The sequence below is a fragment of the Celeribacter litoreus genome (assembly GCF_020165855.1).
GTDB lineage: Bacteria > Pseudomonadota > Alphaproteobacteria > Rhodobacterales > Rhodobacteraceae > Celeribacter > Celeribacter litoreus.
Genome location: NZ_JAIUFY010000008.1, coordinates 313,792 through 333,182, shown reverse-complemented (window position 1 = coordinate 333,182; position 19,391 = coordinate 313,792). Strand labels below are relative to the sequence as shown.

Genomic DNA, 19,391 nt, shown 5'->3' with positions numbered 1-19,391 from the left:
GGCCTCGGAAAACTCTTTTCCGTCGCCAATCATGAGAGTGACGAAAAGGCCAAAGATGAGCGACCGGCATCCGACAGTTGAGGCTCCGATTCCGAATTGCCCGAAACACGTTGCCATCATTATGGATGGCAACGGTCGATGGGCGCAGGCGCAGGGTAAGCCGCGTCTTTTCGGGCATCATGCCGGTGCGAAACGTGTCAAGGAAATCGTCCGTGCCTGTCCGGATGTCGGAGTGAAATACCTCACGATTTTCGCTTTCTCGACCGAGAACTGGAAGCGCACACAATCCGAGGTCTCCGGCCTCATGTCTTTGTTCCGGCGCTACATCAGCGCGGAGATGAAGGGCCTCGTGAAAGAAGGCGTGCGCGTCCGTTTCATCGGGGACCGCGTGCGCCTCGATGGCAAACTCCAGGCGATGATGGATGATCTCGAGCGGAGGACGGAGCACAATGAAAAGGTGCACCTGACGATTGCGATCAACTACGGTGGCCGTGACGAAGTGGCCCGAGCGGTCAAGGAAATGGCCTGTGATGTGGCCTCCGGCAAGCTTGATCCGACGTCCGTCGATGAAACGACCCTGACGGGATATCTCGATACACGCGTTCTGCCGGATCCTGATCTTGTGATCCGGACGTCCGGTGAGGCGCGGATTTCAAACTTCCTGCTGTGGCAGTCCGCCTATTCGGAATACGAATTCATTGATACGCTCTGGCCCGATTTCACGTCCGACGTGTTCCGGTCTTGTGTGAGCCGTTTCGCAGGGCGCGAACGGCGTTTCGGTGGAGTAAAGGCGTGACCTCGCGGCTCCCAGAAGTCGAGATTGCGCAGAAGCGGAGCAAATGGCGCGACCTGATGCCCCGTATCCTGTCCGCGATTGTGATGATCGCGCTCGGACTGGGGGCTATTCTTCAGGGACACGCGGCGTTTCGAGGTCTCGTTCTACTCGCTGCGCTGATTGGCCTTTGGGAACTGTCGAATATGCTCCGGCTCAAGCTCAGAGCCTTTGGGATGACGGTCAAAGACTGGCTCTGGCTGTTGCTCTATACGATGATTGTGATCTTCGGGGCGCTCGGGTTGCTCGAACTGTCCTATCACGGTGGGCGTGCGGTGCTGCTCTATGCCATCGCACTCGTGATCACCTCTGACAGTCTCGGATACCTCGTCGGCAAAGCGATCGGCGGCCCCAAGTTCTGGCCGAAGGTTTCGCCCAAAAAAACATGGGCAGGCATTGTCGGTGGCTGGGTTGGCGTGGGCGCGCTCGCGGCGCTGTGCCACCAGTGGATGCCCGAAGATTTCTTGCCTTTCCTTCCCTTCGTGATCGGCTCCGTGCTGTTGGCCTTCGCCTCTCAGATGGGCGACATGCTTGAAAGTGCGCTCAAGCGTCGAATGGGGGTCAAGGACAGCTCTCACATCATCCCCGGACACGGCGGCGTTCTCGACCGGTTCGACGCGCTTCTGGCCATCGGGGCACTCTATTTCTTTCTCGCAATAAGTTTCGGCTAAGGCGGCTATGCGACGTATTTCCATCTTCGGGGCGACGGGCTCCATCGGCCAATCCACACTGGACCTCATCCGGCGGGACAAAGAATCCTATGACATCGTTGCGCTGACGGGCGGCGGGAACATTGATCAGCTTGCGAAGGACGCGATCGAGTTCGGCGCGGACGTGGCTGTGACGGCCTACGAGAACCGCCTTTCTGATCTTAGAGCGGCACTCGCGGGCAGTGGTGTCCACGCGGCGGCTGGCCCGCACGCGCTTTTGGAGGCTGCAGACCGCGAAGCAGATTGGATCATGTCCGCCATCGTCGGCGCGGCGGGGCTTGCCCCCGGTCTCCACGCTTTGCGCCACGGCACGACGCTGGCACTCGCCAACAAAGAGAGCCTCGTGACTGCCGGCCCACTTTTGCTCGGGTCTGCGCAGAGCCATGGGGCACGTATCCTTCCGGTCGATTCCGAGCACTCTGCCGTGTTCCAAGGCCTCGTCGGTGAGGACAAATCCGAGGTCGAGCGCGTAATCATCACCGCCTCCGGCGGTCCGTTCCGCGATTGGTCTCTTGAGCAACTCGAAGGCGCGACGCTCGAGCAAGCGAGCCAGCATCCAAGTTGGGATATGGGGCAGCGCATCACGATTGACAGCGCTTCCATGTTCAATAAGGCGCTAGAACTAATTGAAACAAAAGAATACTTCGGGTTCACGCCGGATCAGATCGAGGTGCTCGTCCACCCCGGGTCTTACGTTCATGCGCTCGTGGGCTTCAAAGATGGTGCCCTCATGGCCCACCTCGGTGCCCCCGATATGCGTCACGCCATCGGCTATGCGCTGCACTGGCCCGAACGTCGCGACCTGCCGGTTGCGCGCCTCGATCTCGCAAAAGTCGGCACGCTTCGGTTTGAGGCGCCGGACCAAGTCCGTTTCCCTGCACTGCGTCTCGCGCAGGAAGTTATGGCCACGGGCGGCCTTTCTGGCGCGGTGTTCAACGCCGCGAAAGAGGCGGCACTCGATCTCTTCATCGCGAACAAGATCGGATTTCTCGATATGGCCCGCCACGTCGAGCGTGTTCTGACCGAAATGTCAGACTCTGTGAGCCTCGCGGGTCGGTCCATGACCTTGGATATGGTGCTCGAAGCGGATAAAGAGGCTCGGGACCGTGTTTTCGCGGGTCACTCGAATTAAAAGAGGTTTGATTTCATGGATCTGAGCACGCTTGTGAGCGGAGTGGGGGGCACGGCCTATACGCTTGTGTCGTTTATCATTGCCCTGTCGATCATCGTGACGGTTCATGAATACGGCCACTACATCGTTGGTCGCTGGTCCGGGATCAGAGCCGAGGTGTTCTCCATCGGTTTTGGCAAACCGCTTTGGCAACGCACGGATAAACGCGGCACTGTCTGGCAAATCGCGGCACTGCCTCTGGGCGGCTATGTGAAATTTGCGGGGGACGCAAACGCGGCTTCTGCGCCGGACGCCCACGCGGTCGAGGGTCTGAGCGAAGAAGAAGCCCGCCACACCATGCCCGGCGCCCCGCTTTGGGCGCGTACGGCGACTGTGGCCGCTGGTCCCATCTTCAACTTCATCTTTTCGTTCCTGATCTTTGCAGCATTTATGCTCTTTGCCGGCCGTGTCGGAGACACTGTGATCGTCGAAGAGATCACGCCGACTCCTTTCGTGAATGAACTCCAGAGCGGCGATGTGATCCTTGCCATTGACGGGCAGGAGATTCCGGAGCCCACAGAACTCATTGATTTCATCAAAGAAGATCTGACGCGCAAGATGATGGTTTCCTACACCGTGGAGCGTAACGGTGCGGAGGTAACTGTCGATGGTCCCTATCCGTATCCGGTCATTGCCGCCGGTGTCTCGCCCAAGTCCGCAGCGCGTGATGCGGGACTCGAGAGCGGAGATGTGATTACCCATCTGGATGGGGAAGTGGTTCCGACCTTCTGGGATTTGCAGGAGTATGTCGGGAGCCACGATGGCGCTGCGATGACACTCACGATCTGGCGTGAGACAGAGGCGGGGGGCGAGACCTTTGAGACGACGCTGGAACCGCGCCGGCGTGACCTTCCGTCGGAAGAGGGCGGTTTCGAGACCCGTTGGCTCATTGGGATCAACGGTGGACTGGTCTTTTCCGTCGGGACTGAGCCTGTCGGTTTGGGTGAGGCGATTGTTTCCGGTCTAACGGGCGTATGGAGCGTGATATCGATGTCTTTGTCCGGTCTGTGGCACATGATTACGGGCGCGATTTCTGCGTGCAACCTGTCCGGTCCCGTCGGCATTGCAGAGGTTGTGTCTTCGTCCGCGTCTGATGGTGCGACGAGCTTTGTCTGGACCATTGCAATGCTATCCACTGCGATTGGCCTGATTAACCTGTTCCCGATTCCCGTGCTCGACGGTGGGCACCTCGTGTTCTATGCCTTTGAGGCGGTGCGCGGTAAACCGCTTCCGGATCGGGCCGTGGGCATCATGATGACCATTGGGCTCGCTGTTGTTCTGACTTTTATGATCATGGGCCTTGGATCGGATCTTTTCTGCAAATAAGCCCTGCGAGGTTGGCGACTGGGAGCGCAACTTAGAGGTGTTGCGCGGCTGACACGCTCGCTCACGGTTTTGTGTTCGGATGCGCAGGATATCTGGATATGTCCAAATCCTGCCATATTGTCGCGATAGGGCTCTAACCAGAAGTCAACCGTGAGGATTGACCCATTCCGCGCACTTGTGTCGCGCGGGCGAGCCCGAGGAGGCATCGATGACTGCAATTCGCGCTGGCTACCGCAGCCTTTCGCAACTCGCCGATCTGAACTGGGACCGGCTTCTATACGCGCTCACGATCTGTGTGGCGCTGGTGGCAGGATCCTTCTTCGGACAGCTCTTCCTCTGAGGACGGGTTGAGGCGCACAGGTGCCTTTCGCATTCGGACGGTTGAGCCGTATCTTGCCGCTTTCACAGACTAAATGCCTGAAATCTCCACATGTTGCGCTAACGCGCGTTGCATGCACCCCTATGCTGTGCTCCCATGTCGCGCGAGCACGGCGCCGATGGTTTTTGACAAGGGGCCAGAGAGCCGTTACTCAGCAATAAACTTGTGAGAAACTCGAGAAGGCTGCCATGTCCTCATTCGATCAGCGATCCCTGCGTGCGACCACCCGAAAAACGGCGCGCGCATTTGTTTTGTCCTTTGCCGCCTTCGCCACCACCTCGGTTTCATATACGGCGTTTACCGCCCCGGCCTATGCTCAGGATTACCGTTTCACGTCTGTCGTCATTGAGGGCACAGAGCGAGTCTCCGCCGACACCGTTCTGTCCTATGCAGGCCTGACGCGCGGTGAGACCGTCTCAGCCGCCGCTTTGAATGACGCATACCAGAATGTTCTTGGGTCAGGTCTCTTCGAGACGGTCGAGTTCATCCCGCGTGGCAACACGCTCACGATCAAGGTCGTTGAATTCCCGGTAGTTTCCGCGATTTCCATCGAGGGCAATCGCCGCGTGTCCGATGAGGCGCTCACGCCGCTTCTCGTGACGAAAGTCCGGCGCGTTTACAGCCCGTCCACCGTTGAGGCAGACGCTGCGGCCATCACCGAGGCCTATGAGGTGAAGGGGCAGTTGATCGCAACTGTCACGCCCAAAATCATTCGCCGTCCGGACAACCGCGTTGATGTGGTCTTCGAAGTGACCGAAGGCAAAGGCGTCGAAGTCGAACGGTTGAGCTTTGTCGGTAACCGTTCCTATAGCGACTCGCGTCTGCGCCGCGTTCTGGAAACGAAGCAGGCAGGTTTGTTCCGCTTCATCGTCGGTCAGGACACCTACGCAGAGGACCGCATCGAGTTTGATAAACGCGTCCTGACTGATTTTTACACCTCTCGGGGGTATGTCGATTTTCAGGTGCTGAACGTCGCCGCAGAGTTTTCGCGCGACCGTGGCGCGTATTTTCTGACGTTCAATGTCCGTGAAGGGCAGAAGTATGAATTCGGTGAGATCACCGTTTCATCTGAAATTGCAGATGCGGACGACGCAGAGTTCCTCGCGGTGAACAAAATCCGTGAAGGTCAGACATATTCTCCGCTTGCAGTCGACAACACGATTGAACGGATGGAAGCTCTCGCTGAGCAAAAAGGCATCGACTTCCTGCGCGTTGAGCCACGCGTCACCCGCAATGACCGCGACTTGACGCTCGACATCGAATTCGTTCTCACCCGTGGCCCGCGCATCTTCGTCGAGCGGATTGATATTGAGGGCAACCAGACGACACTTGATCGTGTGGTCCGTCAGAAATTCAAAACCGTTGAAGGCGACCCGTTCAATCCGCGCGAAATCCGTGCGGCTGCGGATCGTATTCGTGCGCTCGGGTTCTTCTCTGATGTGGATGTGAATACGCGTCAGGGATCTGCAAGCGACCGTATTGTGATCGACGCGAACGTCGTTGAGCAACCAACGGGGTCCTTTACCTTCGGCGGAAACTATTCTGTGTCGGAAGGGGCAAACCTTGTGGCGAGCTTTTCCGAGCGGAATTTCCTCGGGCGTGGCCAGTCTCTGTCTTTCCGTCTGACCACAGATGTTGAGGATGGTAGCCTTTCGTTCAATTTTGCCGAACCGGCGTTCCTCGGCCGCGATGTTGGCTTTGGGATCGGTGTCGGGATCGGCAACACGCAGATGAGCTACTCCTACCATGATACTCGGAGCGCTTATCTGACGCCGCGGCTCACATTCCCTGTTTCGAAAAACGGCGCCCTGACAGCCAGCTATCGCATGGAACTGACCGATGTTCTTGCGGATACGGACTATACCTATGGACCTGACGGTGCGCTCGGCGGCGGGGACGACAATGTCTATCCGACCCAGATCCAGGCAGACATTGATGAAGGTCGAGTGACCACGCATTCTCTCGGCTATTCCTACAGCTACGATACCCGTCGGACGGGTCTTAACCCGAACGCAGGCTACCTCCTGAAATTCGGCCAGCAGTTTGCGGGCCTTCTCGGCGGCGATGCGGACTATGTTCTGACGACCGCAGAGATCACCGGTGAGACCAAACTCTTCAACGAAGAGGTGACGCTGACGGCAACACTCGAGGGCGGGTTCCTCGAAGGTGACAACGGAACACGTGTGACCGAGCGTTTCTTCAACAACACTTCGATGATGCGGGGTTTTGATCCGGGCGGCATTGGCCCGCGTGATTCTGCGACGGATATCGCACTTGGCGGCAACAAATTTGCGGTTGCGCGTCTCGAGGCCAAGTTCCCGCTCGGTTTGCCTGAAGAGTACGGCATCAATGGCGGTGTCTTCTTTGACTACGGGTCTGTCTGGGGGCTTGATGACACGACTGGGATCATCGCCGGATCTGCGGATCAGAACTGGCGGTCCGTGATCGGTGCCACGCTTTTCTGGGAGACGCCGGTTGGTCCGCTGCGTTTCAACTTCACCAAAGCGCTCGACAAAGAAGTTTACGACCAAGAGCAGAAGTTTGATTTGACGATCTCGACGAGTTTCTGATGCGCAGAGCGAAAACGTTATTGGGAGTGCTGCACCTGACTGCGGCACTCGTCTTTGCTATTCTTGTGCTCCCGGGTGCCGCTCTTGCACAAGAGGTTGATGTTGCGCCGCAGTCCAGTGAAAGCGCTTCGGAAAGAAGCAATATCGTCTGGCCAGTTTACGTATTCGACCGTGATCGGGTTTTGAGCGAGAGTGATGCCGCGAAATCACTTCTGGCAGAGATTGAGGCGTCCCGCGCGGCGCTTCTGGAAGAAAATGCACGAATTTATGCTGAGCTCGAAGCTGAGGAGCGCGAAATCTCGCTTTTGCGCGAAAGCCTGTCGGATGAAGCATTTCGGGCGCGTGCCACGAGTTTCGACACGAAAGTGACCGAAGTGCGTGCCGAGCAGGACCGCAAAGCACAGGACATTCAAACGCAGTATGAGGACGGGATTCAGGACATCGAAGTAACGATGAATTCCGTGCTCACAGAGATTGCGCGCGAGCGTGGGGCCGCGATGATTTTCGAGCGGCAGCAGGTCTATCTTGCGAGCAGTGCCGTGGACATCACCATGCCCGTGATTAACGCGTTGAATGAACGTGGTGAGCGCGCCGGGACCTCTCCGTAACTCCTCACCAGAGCGCTAGATGCGCGGAGTGCTTGTCACACAGTCTAGTGGTTGGTAGGAGAGACGACGGGCATCGCATCAGGCCGAGGGGAGGCATGTGTGATCCTTGCGCCGGTCGGGTGGAAATCGAAACCTCAAACGCCGGCTGTCCCGTCTTCGGGGCGAACGATAAAAATATAAAAGGGGACATGAGATGACCGAGACACCGACCACCGCCGACATTGACCTGATCCAGCGCATTCTGCCGCACCGCTATCCGTTTCTTCTCGTAGATCGCGTGGTTGATATTCAGGGCGGCGAAACCTGCACCGGCATCAAGAACGTGACCTTCAACGAACCGCATTTTCAGGGCCACTTTCCGGGCGAACCTGTGATGCCGGGCGTGACCATTGTTGAGGCGATGGCCCAAACTGCCGCCGTCATGGTTGGCGTGGATAAAGGTCTCGCGGATAAGAAATTCGGTGTCTATTTCATGGCCCTTGATGGCGTGAAGTTCCGCCGCAAAGTTGTACCGGGCGATCAACTGAAAATGCATGTCACCGTGAAGCGTGGCGGTGGTAAGGTCTGGAAATTCGAAGGCCGTGCAGAGGTCGATGGGGAACTGGCTTGCCAAGCAGAGTTCACCGCCATGATGGACCTGCCGAAAGACTGAAACGACGACGCGGAGCATTCGCCATGAGCATTCATCCGAGCGCAAAAATTCATGCCTCCAGCGTGATCGAAGACGGGGCCGTGATCGGAGCCGGCTGCGAGATCGGGCCATTTTGCCTCGTCGGGCCGAATGTGACACTGGCGGAAAACGTCACGCTGAAATCGCATGTGGTCGTCACCGGTCGCACCGAGATCGGTGAGGGCACGGTTGTCTATCAATTCGCCTCCATCGGGGAGATCCCGCAGGACCTCAAGTTCCGCGGCGAGGATACCCGCCTCGTGATCGGCAAGCGCAACCGCATCCGTGAATATGTGACCATGAACACCGGCACAGAGGGCGGTGGCGGCGTCACCCGTATTGGTGATGACGGGCTCTTCATGTCCTCCTGTCACGTCGCACACGATGCACAGATCGGGGATCGTGTGATCCTCGTGAACTCCGTTGCTGTGGCGGGCCACTGTCACATCGAAGACGACGTCATCATCGGCGGTCTGTCCGGCATCCACCAATGGGTGCGGATCGGGCAGGGCGCCATTGTTGGCGCGCTCTCGATGGTGACCGCAGATGTGCTGCCTCACGCGCTCGTGCAGGGGCCGCGCGGTGAGCTCGACGGTCTCAATCTCGTGGGCCTCAAACGCAAAGGCGTTGATCGCGACGACATCAACCAATTGCGCGCGGCGTTCCAGATGCTCAAACAGGGTGAGGGGTCGTTTAAAGACCGCGCACAGCGTCTCTCCGATGATTTCGATAGTGCCTATGTCGCTCGCATGATTGAGTTCGTCATGGGCGACAGCGATCGCGGGTTCCTGACCCCGAAATGACGCGCACTGCAATCATAGCCGGGAGCGGCGCGCTCCCGCAGCTCATGGCCGAGGCCCTGCCGGACCCGCTTTATGTGACTTTCGATGATGCGCCGGTTCCGGCCGGTGTTGAGCATCTCAAGGCGCGGTTCGAAAAGCTCGGCCGCCTCTTCAAAGACATGAAGGCGCGCGATGTGGGCGCCGTTGTCTTTGCTGGTGCCGTGTCGCGTCCGAAAATCAACCCCATGCGCCTCGACCGCCACGCGCTCAAACTCGCGTTGTCGATGAAGAAGGGCGACGACGGGATTTTGCGTGAGGTCATCGCGCTTTTCGAATCCCAAGGATTCCTTGTGCGCAGTGCGACCGAAATCCATCCGGGTCTCGTCCTCGCCCCGGGCACGCATTGGGGCCGCAAGGTCACAAAGGAAGATCTCGAGGACGCGGCGCGCGCTTCTAAAATCCTCACAGCGCTCTCGCCCCTCGATGTAGGTCAAGGGGCGGTATGCGCGGGCGGCATGATCCTCGGGATCGAGACGCTTCAGGGCACGGATGCGATGCTCCGCTTCGTCGCGGAAACGCCTGAGCGTCTTCGCCGCGCAAAAGGTGTCTTCGTCAAGAGCCCAAAGGCGGGGCAGGACATGCGCATTGACGTGCCGACGATTGGTTTGGGCACCATTGACGCGGTGATCAAGGCGGGCGTCGGCGGTCTGGTGATCCCGCCGGGTGAGGTCATTGTCCTTGACCGTGATGAGGTGAAGGTGAAAGTCGAGGAGGCGGGCCTGTTCCTGTTGGCTCAATGACCGTGCTCAAGGTGTTTGTCATCGCGGGCGAGGCCTCCGGCGACAAACTCGGCGGCGCGGCGATGGCGGGGCTCAAATCCCTTACAGACGTAGAGTTTCGCGGCGTCGGCGGGCCGTTCATGGAAGAGCAGGGCCTCACGAGCCAGTTTGCCATGTCCGAGTTGAGCCTCATGGGGATCGCGGAAATCCTCCCGAAGTATTTCCACCTCAAACGCCGCATCCGAGAGGTTGCGGATGCGATCCTCGCGTGGAAACCGGATGTGGTGCTGACCATTGACAGCCCAGACTTTTGCCTGCGTGTGGCCGATCTTGTGAAGGCCGAGAGCGATATCCGCATCTGCCACTACGTCGCCCCGACCGTCTGGGCATGGCGGCCCGAGCGAGCCGAGAAGATGGCGAAGCGCGTCGATCAGGTCCTCGCGCTCTTTCCGTTCGAGCCTCCGTATTTCGAGGCCCACGGCCTGCGCTGTGATTTCGTTGGTCATCCCGTCGTGACGGACGAGATTGCAACGGATGCGGAGGTTGCAGAGTTCAGGGCAGCCCACACCATCGGTGACTCACCTCTGGTGCTCGTCCTTCCCGGCTCACGCAAGGGCGAAATCAACCGCCTCGCGCCGATTTTCGGTCAGGCGCTCGAACAGTTTGCCCATAGCCACAAAGATGCGCGCTACGTCGTGCCCGTCGCACACGGTCGCGATGAGTTGGTCCGTGAGGCCGTCGCAAATTGGCCCGTGACCCCGATCCTGATTGACGGAACGGACCGTGCTGCGAAACGTGCCGCATTCAAGGCCGCCGACATCGCGCTCGCGGCTTCGGGCACTGTGTCGCTTGAGCTTGCCGCCAATGACACGCCGATGGTTGTTGCCTACCGTATGAACTGGCTCACCGAGCAAATCGTCAAGCGCAAGCTGCTGATCGACACGGTGACGCTCGTGAACCTTGTGTCTGAAACCCGCGTGGTGCCGGAATTCCTCGGACCGGAGTGCATCGCCCAAAAGATCGCCGCGAGCCTGTCGCATGTTCTGAATACGGGAGAGGACCAACGTGAAGCACTTGCTCTCACGATGGAGCGTTTGGGGCGTGGAGAGGAAGCTCCCGGCCTTCGTGCGGCCAAAGCCATTCTTGAAGGTCTGAAGGTCTAAGCGAGAAAGATCTCTTCAGCGCGCAGTGTCAGCGTAATTGGGTTTCAATCTCAGCGGTGCGCGCGCGGGTCAGTTCGACCTTGCACGACCGGATCGCGATCCCCGTGCCAGAGCCACCGCCAAATCCCGCCCCGACATAATCGCACTGCGCGTCGCGATAGGCTTCCCACGCGGATTGAGAGGCTTCGAGAGCAGGCAGGGCAACGTCGCGGCCGGTCTGCGTGTCTAGGTCTTGCGCAGAGGCGCGCGCGAACCCGAGCATGAGTTCCATCGCGCGGGTCGCTTTGTCCTCTGCCTCGCCAACGCAACCGGCGATTTCCACTTGAGACCCGAGGTCGAGCGAACATTCGAGAGAGGGATCAGCCAGCGCCGCAGTGGGGAACATCAACACGAGAGCCAGCCGTTTCATCTCATTCGCCTTTCCAGATCCAACCGCCGCCGTAAATCCGCGGGCTGTTGGGATCATAGAACACGCAGGCCTGACCTGGCGAGACACCTTCTTCGGCAACGATCAATTCGACCTCGGCCTCAGTGTCGGAAATCGGTCGGATGATCGCCTCACGCGGTGGACGGGTGGAGCGCACCTTGACGTCGAGCACCCATTCGTCGCGGGACGTAAACGGTTCATCGCCGAGCCAGTTGATCTCCCGCACAGGAATTTTCCGCGTGGCGAGCATCTCTTTCGGTCCGACAACCACACGCCTGTTGTCCACGTCGAGTTTCACGACATAAAGCGGCTCGGACAGACCGCCGATCCCGAGCCCGCGACGCTGACCGATGGTGTAGTGAATGACGCCGTTATGGGTGCCACGCACATTGCCCTCGTGATCGACAATCTCGCCGGGTTCAGCGGCACCTGGGCGCAGTTTTTCAATCACCTGCGCATAGTTGCCATTCGGTACGAAACAGATGTCCTGACTGTCCGGTTTGTCTGCCACAGACAGCCCGTATTTCGCGGCAAGCGCACGGGTCGCGTCCTTGGACGGCAGATGCCCGAGCGGGAAGCGTAGGTAATCCAACTGTTCAGGAGTGGTCGAGAACAGGAAATAGCTCTGATCACGGTTCGCATCCTCGGCGGAATGAAGCTCCGGCCCGTTCACGCCCATCACGCGCTGGATGTAATGCCCCGTCGCCATACAGTCGGCGTCGAGGTCCTTTGCGGTGTTGAGGAGGTCTTTGAACTTCACCCGCTCGTTGCAGCGAATGCAGGGCACAGGCGTGGCACCGGCGAGATAGCTGTCGGCAAATTCGTCAATCACCGCGTCCTTGAATACGTTCTCATAGTCGAGCACGTAATGCGGGAACCCCATCTCCTCGGCCACGCGGCGGGCATCGTGAATGTCACGCCCCGCACAGCACGCCCCTTTTTTGGCGAGTGCCGCACCGTGGTCGTAAAGCTGCAAGGTGACACCAACCACATCGTAGCCTTCCTCAGCCAGTTGCGCGGCCACAACCGACGAATCCACGCCGCCCGACATCGCAACCACGACTCGGGTTTCAGAGGGGGCCTTGGCGAAACCAAGAGAGTTCAGCGGTGTAGCGCCGTCATGCATTTACAGAACCTTTCAGGAATATGCCGCAATATAGGTAAATCCTAAGCACTCTCAAGGGGGCGTTTCATTCTGCATTAAGGCGTTTGCGCGAAAGTGATGCTCAGAAAGGAACGGGGTGAACCATGTATTTGAAAAAAGTTGACGGTCCGCGCGCAGTGACGCTTCCTGATGGATCGATGATGACGCGTGCTGATCTACCGCCAGCCGACACGCGCCGCTGGGTCGCGTCGCGCAAGGCGGCTGTTGTGAAAGGGGTCGTGTTCGGCCTGATTTCGCAAAGTGAGGCGCTCCAGACCTATGGCCTTTCCGAAGAGGAGCTCGAGTCGTGGAAAAGCGCAATTTTTCAGCACGGTGAAGCCGCATTGCGCGCCACTGCTGTGCAAAAATATAGACAACCTTGAGTTGTAATTCGAAAATTACTAAACCGGTAACGTGTAGTTAACTAATTTTGACCATCTTCGAATTGCGCGAACGCACCAAGAACCGGCGGTCGCGTTCCCACGAGGCACATGGACTAAAAAAACGGAGACATAGGGTTATGCGGATTTTGCTGGTCGAGGACGATCCAACCACATCGAAAAGTATCGAGTTGATGCTGTCCCATGCCAATTTGAACGTCTACACGACGGATCTCGGCGAAGAAGGCATCGATCTTGCAAAGCTCTATGATTATGACCTGATCCTGCTCGATCTCGGCCTGCCGGACATGAATGGCCATGAAGTGCTGCGCCAAATCCGTCTTGCTCGGGTGGAAACGCCGATCCTGATCCTGTCTGGGGCGGACGATACAGAGAACAAAATCAAAGGCTTCGGATTCGGGGCAGACGATTACCTGACGAAACCCTTCCATCGCGAAGAACTCGTCGCGCGCATTCATGCGATTATTCGCCGTTCCAAAGGCCATTCGCAGTCGATCATCCAAACCGGTGAGATCGCCGTGAACCTCGACGCCAAAACGGTCTCGGCGGGCGACAAACCCGTGCATCTGACCGGCAAGGAATACCAGATGCTCGAACTTCTTTCCCTTCGCAAAGGCACGACGCTCACGAAAGAAATGTTCCTCAACCATCTCTACGGCGGCATGGATGAGCCGGAACTCAAAATCATCGATGTCTTCATCTGCAAACTCCGGAAAAAGCTCGCCACCGCCACAGATGGTGCCAATTACATCGAAACGGTTTGGGGGCGTGGTTACGTCCTGCGTGATCCGGAACCGGTTGAAACCAAATTCGCCGTTGGTGCGTAAGGGCTCTCTCCTTTTCCGTTATCGAGTTGAGGCAGTGTTGCGCCTTCGTGGAATCTTACTGGACCTCCCCGTGCCCCTCTCCTAAACCAAGGAGAAGACGGCGCCGGGAGGTATTTTCATGTCCGAGAACAAGGTGGTTGCAGACCTGAGCGAAACCGAAGCCCGCGCAGAGCTTGCGCGGCTCGCCGGTCTGTTGGCGCAGGCGAACACTGCATATCACACGGAAGATGCCCCTGTGATTTCGGATGCGGAATACGACGCGCTCAAACGTCGGAACGCCGAGATTGAGGCCCGTTTCCCAGAGCTAAAGCGCGAAGACAGTCCGACTGAGCAGGTTGGCGCAGCCCCCGCCGAAGGATTCGGCAAGATCACCCATGCCGTCCGGATGATGTCGCTCGCCAACGCATTTGATGATGAGGACGTGGCTGAGTTCGACGCCTCCGTTCGCAAATACCTCGGTGCGCCCGGGGAGATTGCCTACACCGCAGAGCCAAAGATCGACGGGTTGTCGCTCTCTTTGCGTTACGAAAACGGCGTTCTCATTTCCGCAGCGACGCGCGGGGATGGCGAAGTTGGCGAAAACGTCACTGCCAACGCCCGCACCATCAACGACATCCCGCATGAGATCACCGGCGCGCCCGAGGTGCTCGAAGTGCGCGGTGAGGTTTACATGTCCCACGCCGACTTCGCCGCCCTCAACGCCCGTCAGGAAGAACGCGGCGGCAAGACTTTCGCCAACCCGCGCAATGCGGCGGCTGGCTCTCTACGCCAACTCGACCCCGAGATCACACGTTCCCGCCCGCTCAAATTCTTCGCCTATGCGTGGGGTGAGATTTCGGAACCGCTCGCGGACACCCAACTCGGCGCAATCAAACGCCTTGCAGACCTCGGGTTCACGACCAACCCGCTGACCGAGCGGCACACAGAGATCGCGGAGATCATCGCGCACTACCACCGGATCGAAGAACAGCGCGCAAGGCTCGGCTATGACATCGACGGCGTGGTTTACAAGGTCGATAACCTCGAACTCCAGCGCCGCCTCGGCTTCCGCTCGACGACCCCACGTTGGGCCATTGCCCACAAATTCCCCGCCGAACTTGCGTGGACACAGCTTGAGGCGATCGACATTCAGGTTGGCCGCACGGGTGCGCTCTCTCCCGTCGCGCGTCTGACGCCCGTGACGGTCGGCGGCGTTGTCGTCTCCAACGCGACGCTCCACAATGAGGACTACATCACCGGTCTCGACTCCAAAGGCGAAACGATCCGCGACGGAAAAGATATCCGCGTCGGCGATTGGGTGCAGGTTTACCGCGCCGGCGACGTGATCCCGAAGGTCGCCGATGTCGATCTTGCCCGACGAAAGTCCGACAGTGTGCCATACACATTTCCGACCACCTGTCCGGAGTGCGGATCAGCCGCCATTCGGGAAGAGGGTGACGCGGTTCGGCGCTGTACGGGCGGTCTCATTTGTCCGGCGCAGGCGGTCGAGAAACTCAAACATTTCGTGTCCCGCGGGGCCTTTGATATTGAGGGTCTCGGCGCTAAACAGGTCGAGCAATTCTACAAAGACGGTTGGGTGAAGGAACCCGCCGATATCTTTGAACTCAAAGAGAAATACGGCCCCGGAAACATGGCCCAACTGAAGAACCGCGAGGGCTGGGGCGAGAAATCCGCGAACAAGCTGTTCGATGCCATCGACGAACGCCGCGCGATCCCGCTCGCAAAGCTGATCTTCGGCCTCGGCATCCGCCACGTCGGGGATACGTCGGCGGGCCTCCTCGCGACCCATTACGGCACATGGGAGGCTTTCGAAGCCGCCATGAAAACCGCAGAAATCGGCATTGGCGCCGCATGGGAAGACCTGCTGTCCATCGACGGTGTGGGGGATGTGATGGCCGCGTCCGTTGTGACGACCTTCCATCAAGAGGCGGAGCGCGCCTCGATTGATCGTTTGGTCGCGCAGCTCAGCCCGCTGGAGGCCGAAAAGCCGAAGAGTGACAGCCCTGTGTCCGGCAAAACAGTGGTCTTTACCGGCACGCTCGAAAAGATGACCCGTGCGGAGGCGAAGGCCCGTGCAGAGAGCCTCGGGGCGAAGGTGTCCGGGTCCGTGTCCGCCAAAACCGACCTTGTCGTCGCCGGTCCGGGGGCTGGGTCGAAAGAGAAAAAGGCGCGCGATCTTGGGATTGAGCTGCTTGATGAAGACGGCTGGCTCGAATTGATCGGCGACGCATGAGCACAGGGCGCCCCGATATCCTCTTTCCGCTCTTTTCAGGGCTGGAGACGCTTGCGGGTGTTGGGCCGAAAACGGCAAAGGCGCTCGGGGCGCTCCATGTCGAAAAGCCGCGCGATTTGTTGTTCACGCTCCCGCATTCGGTCGTGGATCGGCGGCGCAGGGATACCCTTCAGGGCTTAGGGCCGGGGGAAATCGCGACGGTGTCCGTGACGGTGCTCCGGCATCAACCGCCCGCGCGAAAGGGCCTCCCGTATCGCGTCTACGTCGAAGATCGCCAGATTGCGTTCCAGATCGTGTTCTTCCGTGGGGCGCCGCGCTGGATCGAGGATCAGTTGCCCGTCGGGGAGCAGCGCCTCGTGTCCGGCAAGATCGAGATGTATGACGGACAGTACCAAATGCCGCATCCGGATCACATCCTACCTCCTGAAAATGCTGAGGATTTACCGGGTTTTGAGCCGGTCTATCCGCTGACGGCGGGCGTGACGCAGAAAGTCATGGCGAAGGCTGCCGAGGGCGCATTGACCCGCGTTCCCGAGATGGAGGAATGGGTCGATCCCGCGCTCAAGGCGCGAGAGGGGTGGCCTGATTTCTCCGTCGCGCTTTCGCAGTCGCACCATCCCCTGTCCGCGAATGAAGTCTCGGCCACGAGTGTTGCGCGGCAGCGTTTGGCCTATGACGAGTTGTTCGCCCATCAAATCACCCTCGCGCTCGCGCGGTCGCAGGTCCGGCGGGGTAAGGGCTATGAGAACCATGGGAACGGACGGTTGCAGTCCAAGGTTCTGTCCGCGCTGCCGTATCGTCCGACGGGCGCACAGGCGCGCGCTATAGATGAGATAGCCGCCGATATGGCCGAGCCGAAGCGCATGAACCGGCTGTTGATGGGGGATGTTGGTGCGGGCAAGACGCTCGTCGCTCTGATGGCGTTGCTTGTGGCCGTTGAGGCCGGCGGGCAGGGTGCGATGATGGCGCCGACCGAAATCCTCGCCCGTCAACATTACAAGGGATTACAAGAGCTTGCGGCGCAGGCCGGTGTTGTTTTGGAAATCCTGACGGGGCGCGACAAGGGGCGTGTGCGGGCCGACAAACTTGCGGCGCTTGCGCGTGGCGACATTCACATCCTCGTCGGCACACACGCGCTCTTCCAAGACGAGGTGGTGTTCCATGATCTGCGCCTGGCCATCATTGATGAGCAGCACCGGTTCGGTGTGCATCAGCGTCTTGGCCTCTCGAAAAAAGGCGCTGCGGTGGATGTGCTCGTGATGACCGCCACACCAATTCCGCGGTCTTTGTCGCTTGCGCAATATGGCGATATGGATGTGTCCATCCTCGATGAAAAGCCGCCAGGGCGGACGCCGATCAAGACCGCGCTGTCGTCAACCGACCGGCTTGATGAAGTGGTCAATCATTTGCGTGGTCCGATTTCCGAGGGGCGTCAGGCCTACTGGGTCTGTCCACTCGTCGAAGAAAGCGAAGTCGTTGATATGATTGCCGCAGAGGAGCGGTTCAAGACGTTGCGCGCGGCGCTTGGGGAAGGAGAAGTCGGATTGGTCCACGGCCAGATGCCCGCCGAGGAAAAGGACCGCACGATGGCGGCGTTTTCCTCCGGAGAACTGTCCGTGCTGGTGGCGACGACGGTGATCGAGGTCGGCGTGGATGTGCCCAATGCCTCCATCATGGTGATTGAACGGGCGGAACACTTCGGCCTCGCGCAGCTGCACCAGTTGCGCGGACGGGTTGGGCGCGGTGCGGCGGCTTCAACATGTTTGTTGCTCTACAAGCCGCCGCTTACAGAAACAGGTCGTCGTCGTCTCGAAATCCTGCGCGAGACAGAAGACGGGTTCCGGATCGCTGAAGAAGACCTCGCTATGCGGGGGGCAGGTGACGTGTTGGGAACTGCGCAGTCGGGCCTGCCTCGTTTCCGTGTCGCCGATCTGGAGCGGCAATCGGCGCTCATGGCACTCGCTCAGAGTGATGCCCGTAAAGTGCTTCACGACGATCCAAAGCTCGAAACGGAACGCGGGCGGGCCGTGCGTGTTCTTCTTTGGCTCATGGGGAAAGACGAAGCAATTCGTTTGATTTCAGTCGGTTAATCCCGTTTCGTTCTCATCTGATCCAAAATGTTCACAAATGTTCTCAAAAAGTTCTTTACAGGAATCGGGGGATATGAGAACAAATTAGCAACAAGACGTTAACCACGATTGAGAGAAAGCGAGACTACCATGATCAATGATTTGAAATCCGTTGTTGCCCGGTCCCAAGCCACTCTCGTCGAGGACATGATCGGCGCTGTCGCGCTCTTGGTCATTCTGGTTGGCGGTCTGTCGCTTCCGGGTCTTGTGTGACCGCGTAAGCATTTGATTTTGCCTCGGATCTGATCCCGCCCGCAGAGCTGACCCAACCTATCCCTATCAGGCGCACGCCTCAATGCGCCTGTCTGCGACCTTCAGATCATACTGCCGCTGTGTCTCTTAACTGAGCGCAGCGGTTTCTTTTTTGGTTTATTCGAGAGACTCGATCGCGCGGCAGGTCGCCGTCAGCGCCAAGAGGATCGAGGCATGCCGGTTCTTGAACTCCCGCGCGGGCAAGAGCGCCTCAAGCTCATCAAACGGCGCGGATGGGGCAGGGCCGTCTTCTTTGAGAAATGCCGTGAGTTCCTCTTTCGCGCGGTTGAGTTCGTCAGGTGTCCGCCCGAGGACGTGACGACCGAGCACAGAGGCTGAGGCCTGACCCAAGGCACAGGCTTTTACATCCTGCGCGAAACGGCTGACTTTGCCGTCCTCCATGTCCAGATCGACCGTCACGGTAGACCCACAGAGCGGCGCACGTTCGCGCACCGTAGCCTGGGGATTCTCCAACCGACCGGTGAGCGGAATGTCCGCCGCCAGAGACAGCAATGTGCCGGAGTAGAGTTTGGCGAGATCGGTTGCGGATTGCGTCATGGTTTGCCTTTCGGGATCAGTGTCCATAGATAGGTCACGCACGCATGATTGGAAAGGACCCCCAATGGCTTTCGACCCCGCTTCACTGAAATATGACGACAAGGGCCTGATCCCCGCAATTGCACAGGATCATGTGTCGGGGGAAGTCCTCATGATGGCGTGGATGAACCGCGAGGCCGTGGAAAAGACGCTTGAGACAGGCAAAGTGACCTACTGGTCGCGCTCGCGTCAGGCGTTCTGGATCAAGGGAGAGACCTCTGGCCACGTTCAGGCGCTCGTGGATTTCCGCTATGACTGCGACAGCGATTGCATTCTGGTGACGGTTGATCAGACGGGTCCCGCGTGCCACACCAACCGCCGGTCCTGTTTCTACCGCGCCGTGCGTGAGGGTGAGGTGGTCGAACTCTCCGCGCCGATGGAATGAGCTCGG

20 protein-coding genes are annotated in these 19,391 nt (G+C 58.9%); 17 read left to right on the top strand and 3 right to left on the bottom strand.

Annotated elements, in window-relative coordinates:
* The first annotated feature begins 55 nt into the window (after positions 1-55).
* From LA304_RS10135 to lpxB, 11 genes are all read left to right on the top strand, one after another.
* Positions 56-796, top strand: coding sequence for an isoprenyl transferase (locus tag LA304_RS10135; protein ID WP_224503020.1), 741 nt, complete (start codon positions 56-58; stop codon positions 794-796).
* Entirely contained in the window at positions 793-1,503 is a 711-nt protein-coding gene (locus LA304_RS10130) for a phosphatidate cytidylyltransferase (protein ID WP_224503019.1), read from the top strand. The genes LA304_RS10135 and LA304_RS10130 overlap by 4 nt, the downstream gene beginning before the upstream one ends.
* A 7-nt stretch (positions 1,504-1,510) precedes the next feature.
* The gene (dxr, locus tag LA304_RS10125) at positions 1,511-2,674 is read left to right on the top strand and encodes a 1-deoxy-D-xylulose-5-phosphate reductoisomerase (RefSeq protein WP_224503018.1); all 1,164 of its coding nucleotides are present in this window, start codon (positions 1,511-1,513) and stop codon (positions 2,672-2,674) included.
* Between the two features lie 15 nt (positions 2,675-2,689).
* On the top strand, positions 2,690-4,039 hold the full coding sequence (rseP, locus tag LA304_RS10120; protein ID WP_224503017.1) for an RIP metalloprotease RseP: 1,350 nt from the start codon (positions 2,690-2,692) through the stop codon (positions 4,037-4,039).
* Between the two features lie 208 nt (positions 4,040-4,247).
* Positions 4,248-4,379, top strand: coding sequence for a hypothetical protein (locus LA304_RS17850; RefSeq protein ID WP_263491358.1), 132 nt, complete (start codon positions 4,248-4,250; stop codon positions 4,377-4,379).
* A 227-nt stretch (positions 4,380-4,606) separates the two neighbouring features.
* Positions 4,607-6,988: an outer membrane protein assembly factor BamA gene (bamA, locus tag LA304_RS10115; RefSeq protein ID WP_224503016.1), complete on the top strand. Its 2,382-nt coding sequence runs from the start codon at positions 4,607-4,609 to the stop codon at positions 6,986-6,988.
* Positions 6,988-7,596, top strand: a complete 609-nt coding sequence (locus LA304_RS10110) for an OmpH family outer membrane protein (protein ID WP_224503015.1) — start codon at positions 6,988-6,990, stop codon at positions 7,594-7,596. The genes bamA and LA304_RS10110 overlap by 1 nt, the downstream gene beginning before the upstream one ends.
* 193 nt (positions 7,597-7,789) lie before the next feature.
* The gene (gene fabZ / locus LA304_RS10105) at positions 7,790-8,248 is read left to right on the top strand and encodes a 3-hydroxyacyl-ACP dehydratase FabZ (RefSeq protein ID WP_224503014.1); all 459 of its coding nucleotides are present in this window, start codon (positions 7,790-7,792) and stop codon (positions 8,246-8,248) included.
* A gap of 23 nt (positions 8,249-8,271) precedes the next feature.
* On the top strand, positions 8,272-9,069 hold the full coding sequence (lpxA, locus tag LA304_RS10100) for an acyl-ACP--UDP-N-acetylglucosamine O-acyltransferase (protein ID WP_224503013.1): 798 nt from the start codon (positions 8,272-8,274) through the stop codon (positions 9,067-9,069).
* Positions 9,066-9,848, top strand: a complete 783-nt coding sequence (locus LA304_RS10095) for an LpxI family protein (protein ID WP_224503012.1) — start codon at positions 9,066-9,068, stop codon at positions 9,846-9,848. Before lpxA ends, LA304_RS10095 begins: the two co-directional genes overlap by 4 nt.
* A complete protein-coding gene (lpxB, locus tag LA304_RS10090) occupies positions 9,845-10,990 on the top strand; it encodes a lipid-A-disaccharide synthase (RefSeq protein ID WP_224503011.1) in 1,146 nt (381 codons plus the stop codon). Before LA304_RS10095 ends, lpxB begins: the two co-directional genes overlap by 4 nt.
* Positions 10,991-11,018: 28 nt before the next feature.
* Here the strand turns inward: lpxB and LA304_RS10085 are convergent, their stop codons facing one another.
* On the bottom strand, positions 11,019-11,399 hold the full coding sequence (locus tag LA304_RS10085; protein ID WP_224503010.1) for a lysozyme inhibitor LprI family protein: 381 nt from the start codon (positions 11,397-11,399) through the stop codon (positions 11,019-11,021).
* Position 11,400: 1 nt separating this feature from the next.
* Positions 11,401-12,543, bottom strand: coding sequence for a tRNA 2-thiouridine(34) synthase MnmA (mnmA, locus tag LA304_RS10080; protein WP_224503009.1), 1,143 nt, complete (start codon positions 12,541-12,543; stop codon positions 11,401-11,403).
* A 122-nt stretch (positions 12,544-12,665) separates the two neighbouring features.
* Here mnmA and sciP point away from each other — a divergent pair, with 122 nt between their 5' ends.
* The 5 genes from sciP to LA304_RS17845 all read left to right on the top strand — a co-directional run bounded on the left by sciP (position 12,666) and on the right by LA304_RS17845 (position 18,364).
* On the top strand, positions 12,666-12,944 hold the full coding sequence (gene sciP / locus LA304_RS10075; protein WP_224503008.1) for a CtrA inhibitor SciP: 279 nt from the start codon (positions 12,666-12,668) through the stop codon (positions 12,942-12,944).
* Positions 12,945-13,081: 137 nt separating this feature from the next.
* Positions 13,082-13,789 (top strand): response regulator transcription factor CtrA, encoded by a 708-nt coding sequence (gene ctrA / locus LA304_RS10070; protein ID WP_224503007.1) that lies wholly within the window; start codon positions 13,082-13,084, stop codon positions 13,787-13,789.
* A 118-nt stretch (positions 13,790-13,907) separates the two neighbouring features.
* Positions 13,908-16,022, top strand: coding sequence for an NAD-dependent DNA ligase LigA (gene ligA, locus LA304_RS10065; protein ID WP_224503006.1), 2,115 nt, complete (start codon positions 13,908-13,910; stop codon positions 16,020-16,022).
* Positions 16,019-18,112 carry an ATP-dependent DNA helicase RecG gene (recG, locus tag LA304_RS10060; protein ID WP_224503005.1) on the top strand — a complete coding sequence of 698 codons (2,094 nt, stop codon included), beginning with the start codon at positions 16,019-16,021 and terminating at the stop codon, positions 18,110-18,112. Before ligA ends, recG begins: the two co-directional genes overlap by 4 nt.
* 129 nt (positions 18,113-18,241) lie before the next feature.
* Positions 18,242-18,364, top strand: a complete 123-nt coding sequence (locus LA304_RS17845; protein ID WP_263491357.1) for a hypothetical protein — start codon at positions 18,242-18,244, stop codon at positions 18,362-18,364.
* A 156-nt stretch (positions 18,365-18,520) separates the two neighbouring features.
* Here the strand turns inward: LA304_RS17845 and LA304_RS10055 are convergent, their stop codons facing one another.
* Complete coding sequence (locus tag LA304_RS10055) at positions 18,521-18,961, bottom strand: iron-sulfur cluster assembly scaffold protein (RefSeq protein WP_224503004.1); 441 nt, start codon at positions 18,959-18,961, stop codon at positions 18,521-18,523.
* A gap of 64 nt (positions 18,962-19,025) precedes the next feature.
* On the opposite strand from LA304_RS10055, the gene hisI reads away from it, so the two are divergent.
* A complete protein-coding gene (gene hisI / locus LA304_RS10050) occupies positions 19,026-19,385 on the top strand; it encodes a phosphoribosyl-AMP cyclohydrolase (protein WP_224503003.1) in 360 nt (119 codons plus the stop codon).
* The last annotated feature ends 6 nt before the right edge of the window (positions 19,386-19,391 follow it).

Bases quoted from the DNA above. Each gene is read 5' to 3' on its own strand.
- ligA (WP_224503006.1), top strand. From the start codon at position 13,908: ATGTCCGAGAACAAGGTGGTTGCAGACCTGAGCGAAACCGAAGCCCGC.
- LA304_RS10055 (WP_224503004.1), bottom strand. From the start codon at position 18,961: ATGACGCAATCCGCAACCGATCTCGCCAAACTCTACTCCGGCACATTG.
- rseP (WP_224503017.1), top strand. From the start codon at position 2,690: ATGGATCTGAGCACGCTTGTGAGCGGAGTGGGGGGCACGGCCTATACG.
- LA304_RS17845 (WP_263491357.1), top strand. From the start codon at position 18,242: ATGATCAATGATTTGAAATCCGTTGTTGCCCGGTCCCAAGCCACTCTC.
- dxr (WP_224503018.1), top strand. From the start codon at position 1,511: ATGCGACGTATTTCCATCTTCGGGGCGACGGGCTCCATCGGCCAATCC.
- LA304_RS10110 (WP_224503015.1), top strand. From the start codon at position 6,988: ATGCGCAGAGCGAAAACGTTATTGGGAGTGCTGCACCTGACTGCGGCA.
- LA304_RS10135 (WP_224503020.1), top strand. From the start codon at position 56: ATGAGCGACCGGCATCCGACAGTTGAGGCTCCGATTCCGAATTGCCCG.
- lpxA (WP_224503013.1), top strand. From the start codon at position 8,272: ATGAGCATTCATCCGAGCGCAAAAATTCATGCCTCCAGCGTGATCGAA.
- sciP (WP_224503008.1), top strand. From the start codon at position 12,666: ATGTATTTGAAAAAAGTTGACGGTCCGCGCGCAGTGACGCTTCCTGAT.
- LA304_RS10095 (WP_224503012.1), top strand. From the start codon at position 9,066: ATGACGCGCACTGCAATCATAGCCGGGAGCGGCGCGCTCCCGCAGCTC.
- hisI (WP_224503003.1), top strand. From the start codon at position 19,026: ATGGCTTTCGACCCCGCTTCACTGAAATATGACGACAAGGGCCTGATC.
- LA304_RS17850 (WP_263491358.1), top strand. From the start codon at position 4,248: ATGACTGCAATTCGCGCTGGCTACCGCAGCCTTTCGCAACTCGCCGAT.
- mnmA (WP_224503009.1), bottom strand. From the start codon at position 12,543: ATGCATGACGGCGCTACACCGCTGAACTCTCTTGGTTTCGCCAAGGCC.
- ctrA (WP_224503007.1), top strand. From the start codon at position 13,082: ATGCGGATTTTGCTGGTCGAGGACGATCCAACCACATCGAAAAGTATC.
- fabZ (WP_224503014.1), top strand. From the start codon at position 7,790: ATGACCGAGACACCGACCACCGCCGACATTGACCTGATCCAGCGCATT.
- LA304_RS10085 (WP_224503010.1), bottom strand. From the start codon at position 11,399: ATGAAACGGCTGGCTCTCGTGTTGATGTTCCCCACTGCGGCGCTGGCT.
- recG (WP_224503005.1), top strand. From the start codon at position 16,019: ATGAGCACAGGGCGCCCCGATATCCTCTTTCCGCTCTTTTCAGGGCTG.
- bamA (WP_224503016.1), top strand. From the start codon at position 4,607: ATGTCCTCATTCGATCAGCGATCCCTGCGTGCGACCACCCGAAAAACG.
- lpxB (WP_224503011.1), top strand. From the start codon at position 9,845: ATGACCGTGCTCAAGGTGTTTGTCATCGCGGGCGAGGCCTCCGGCGAC.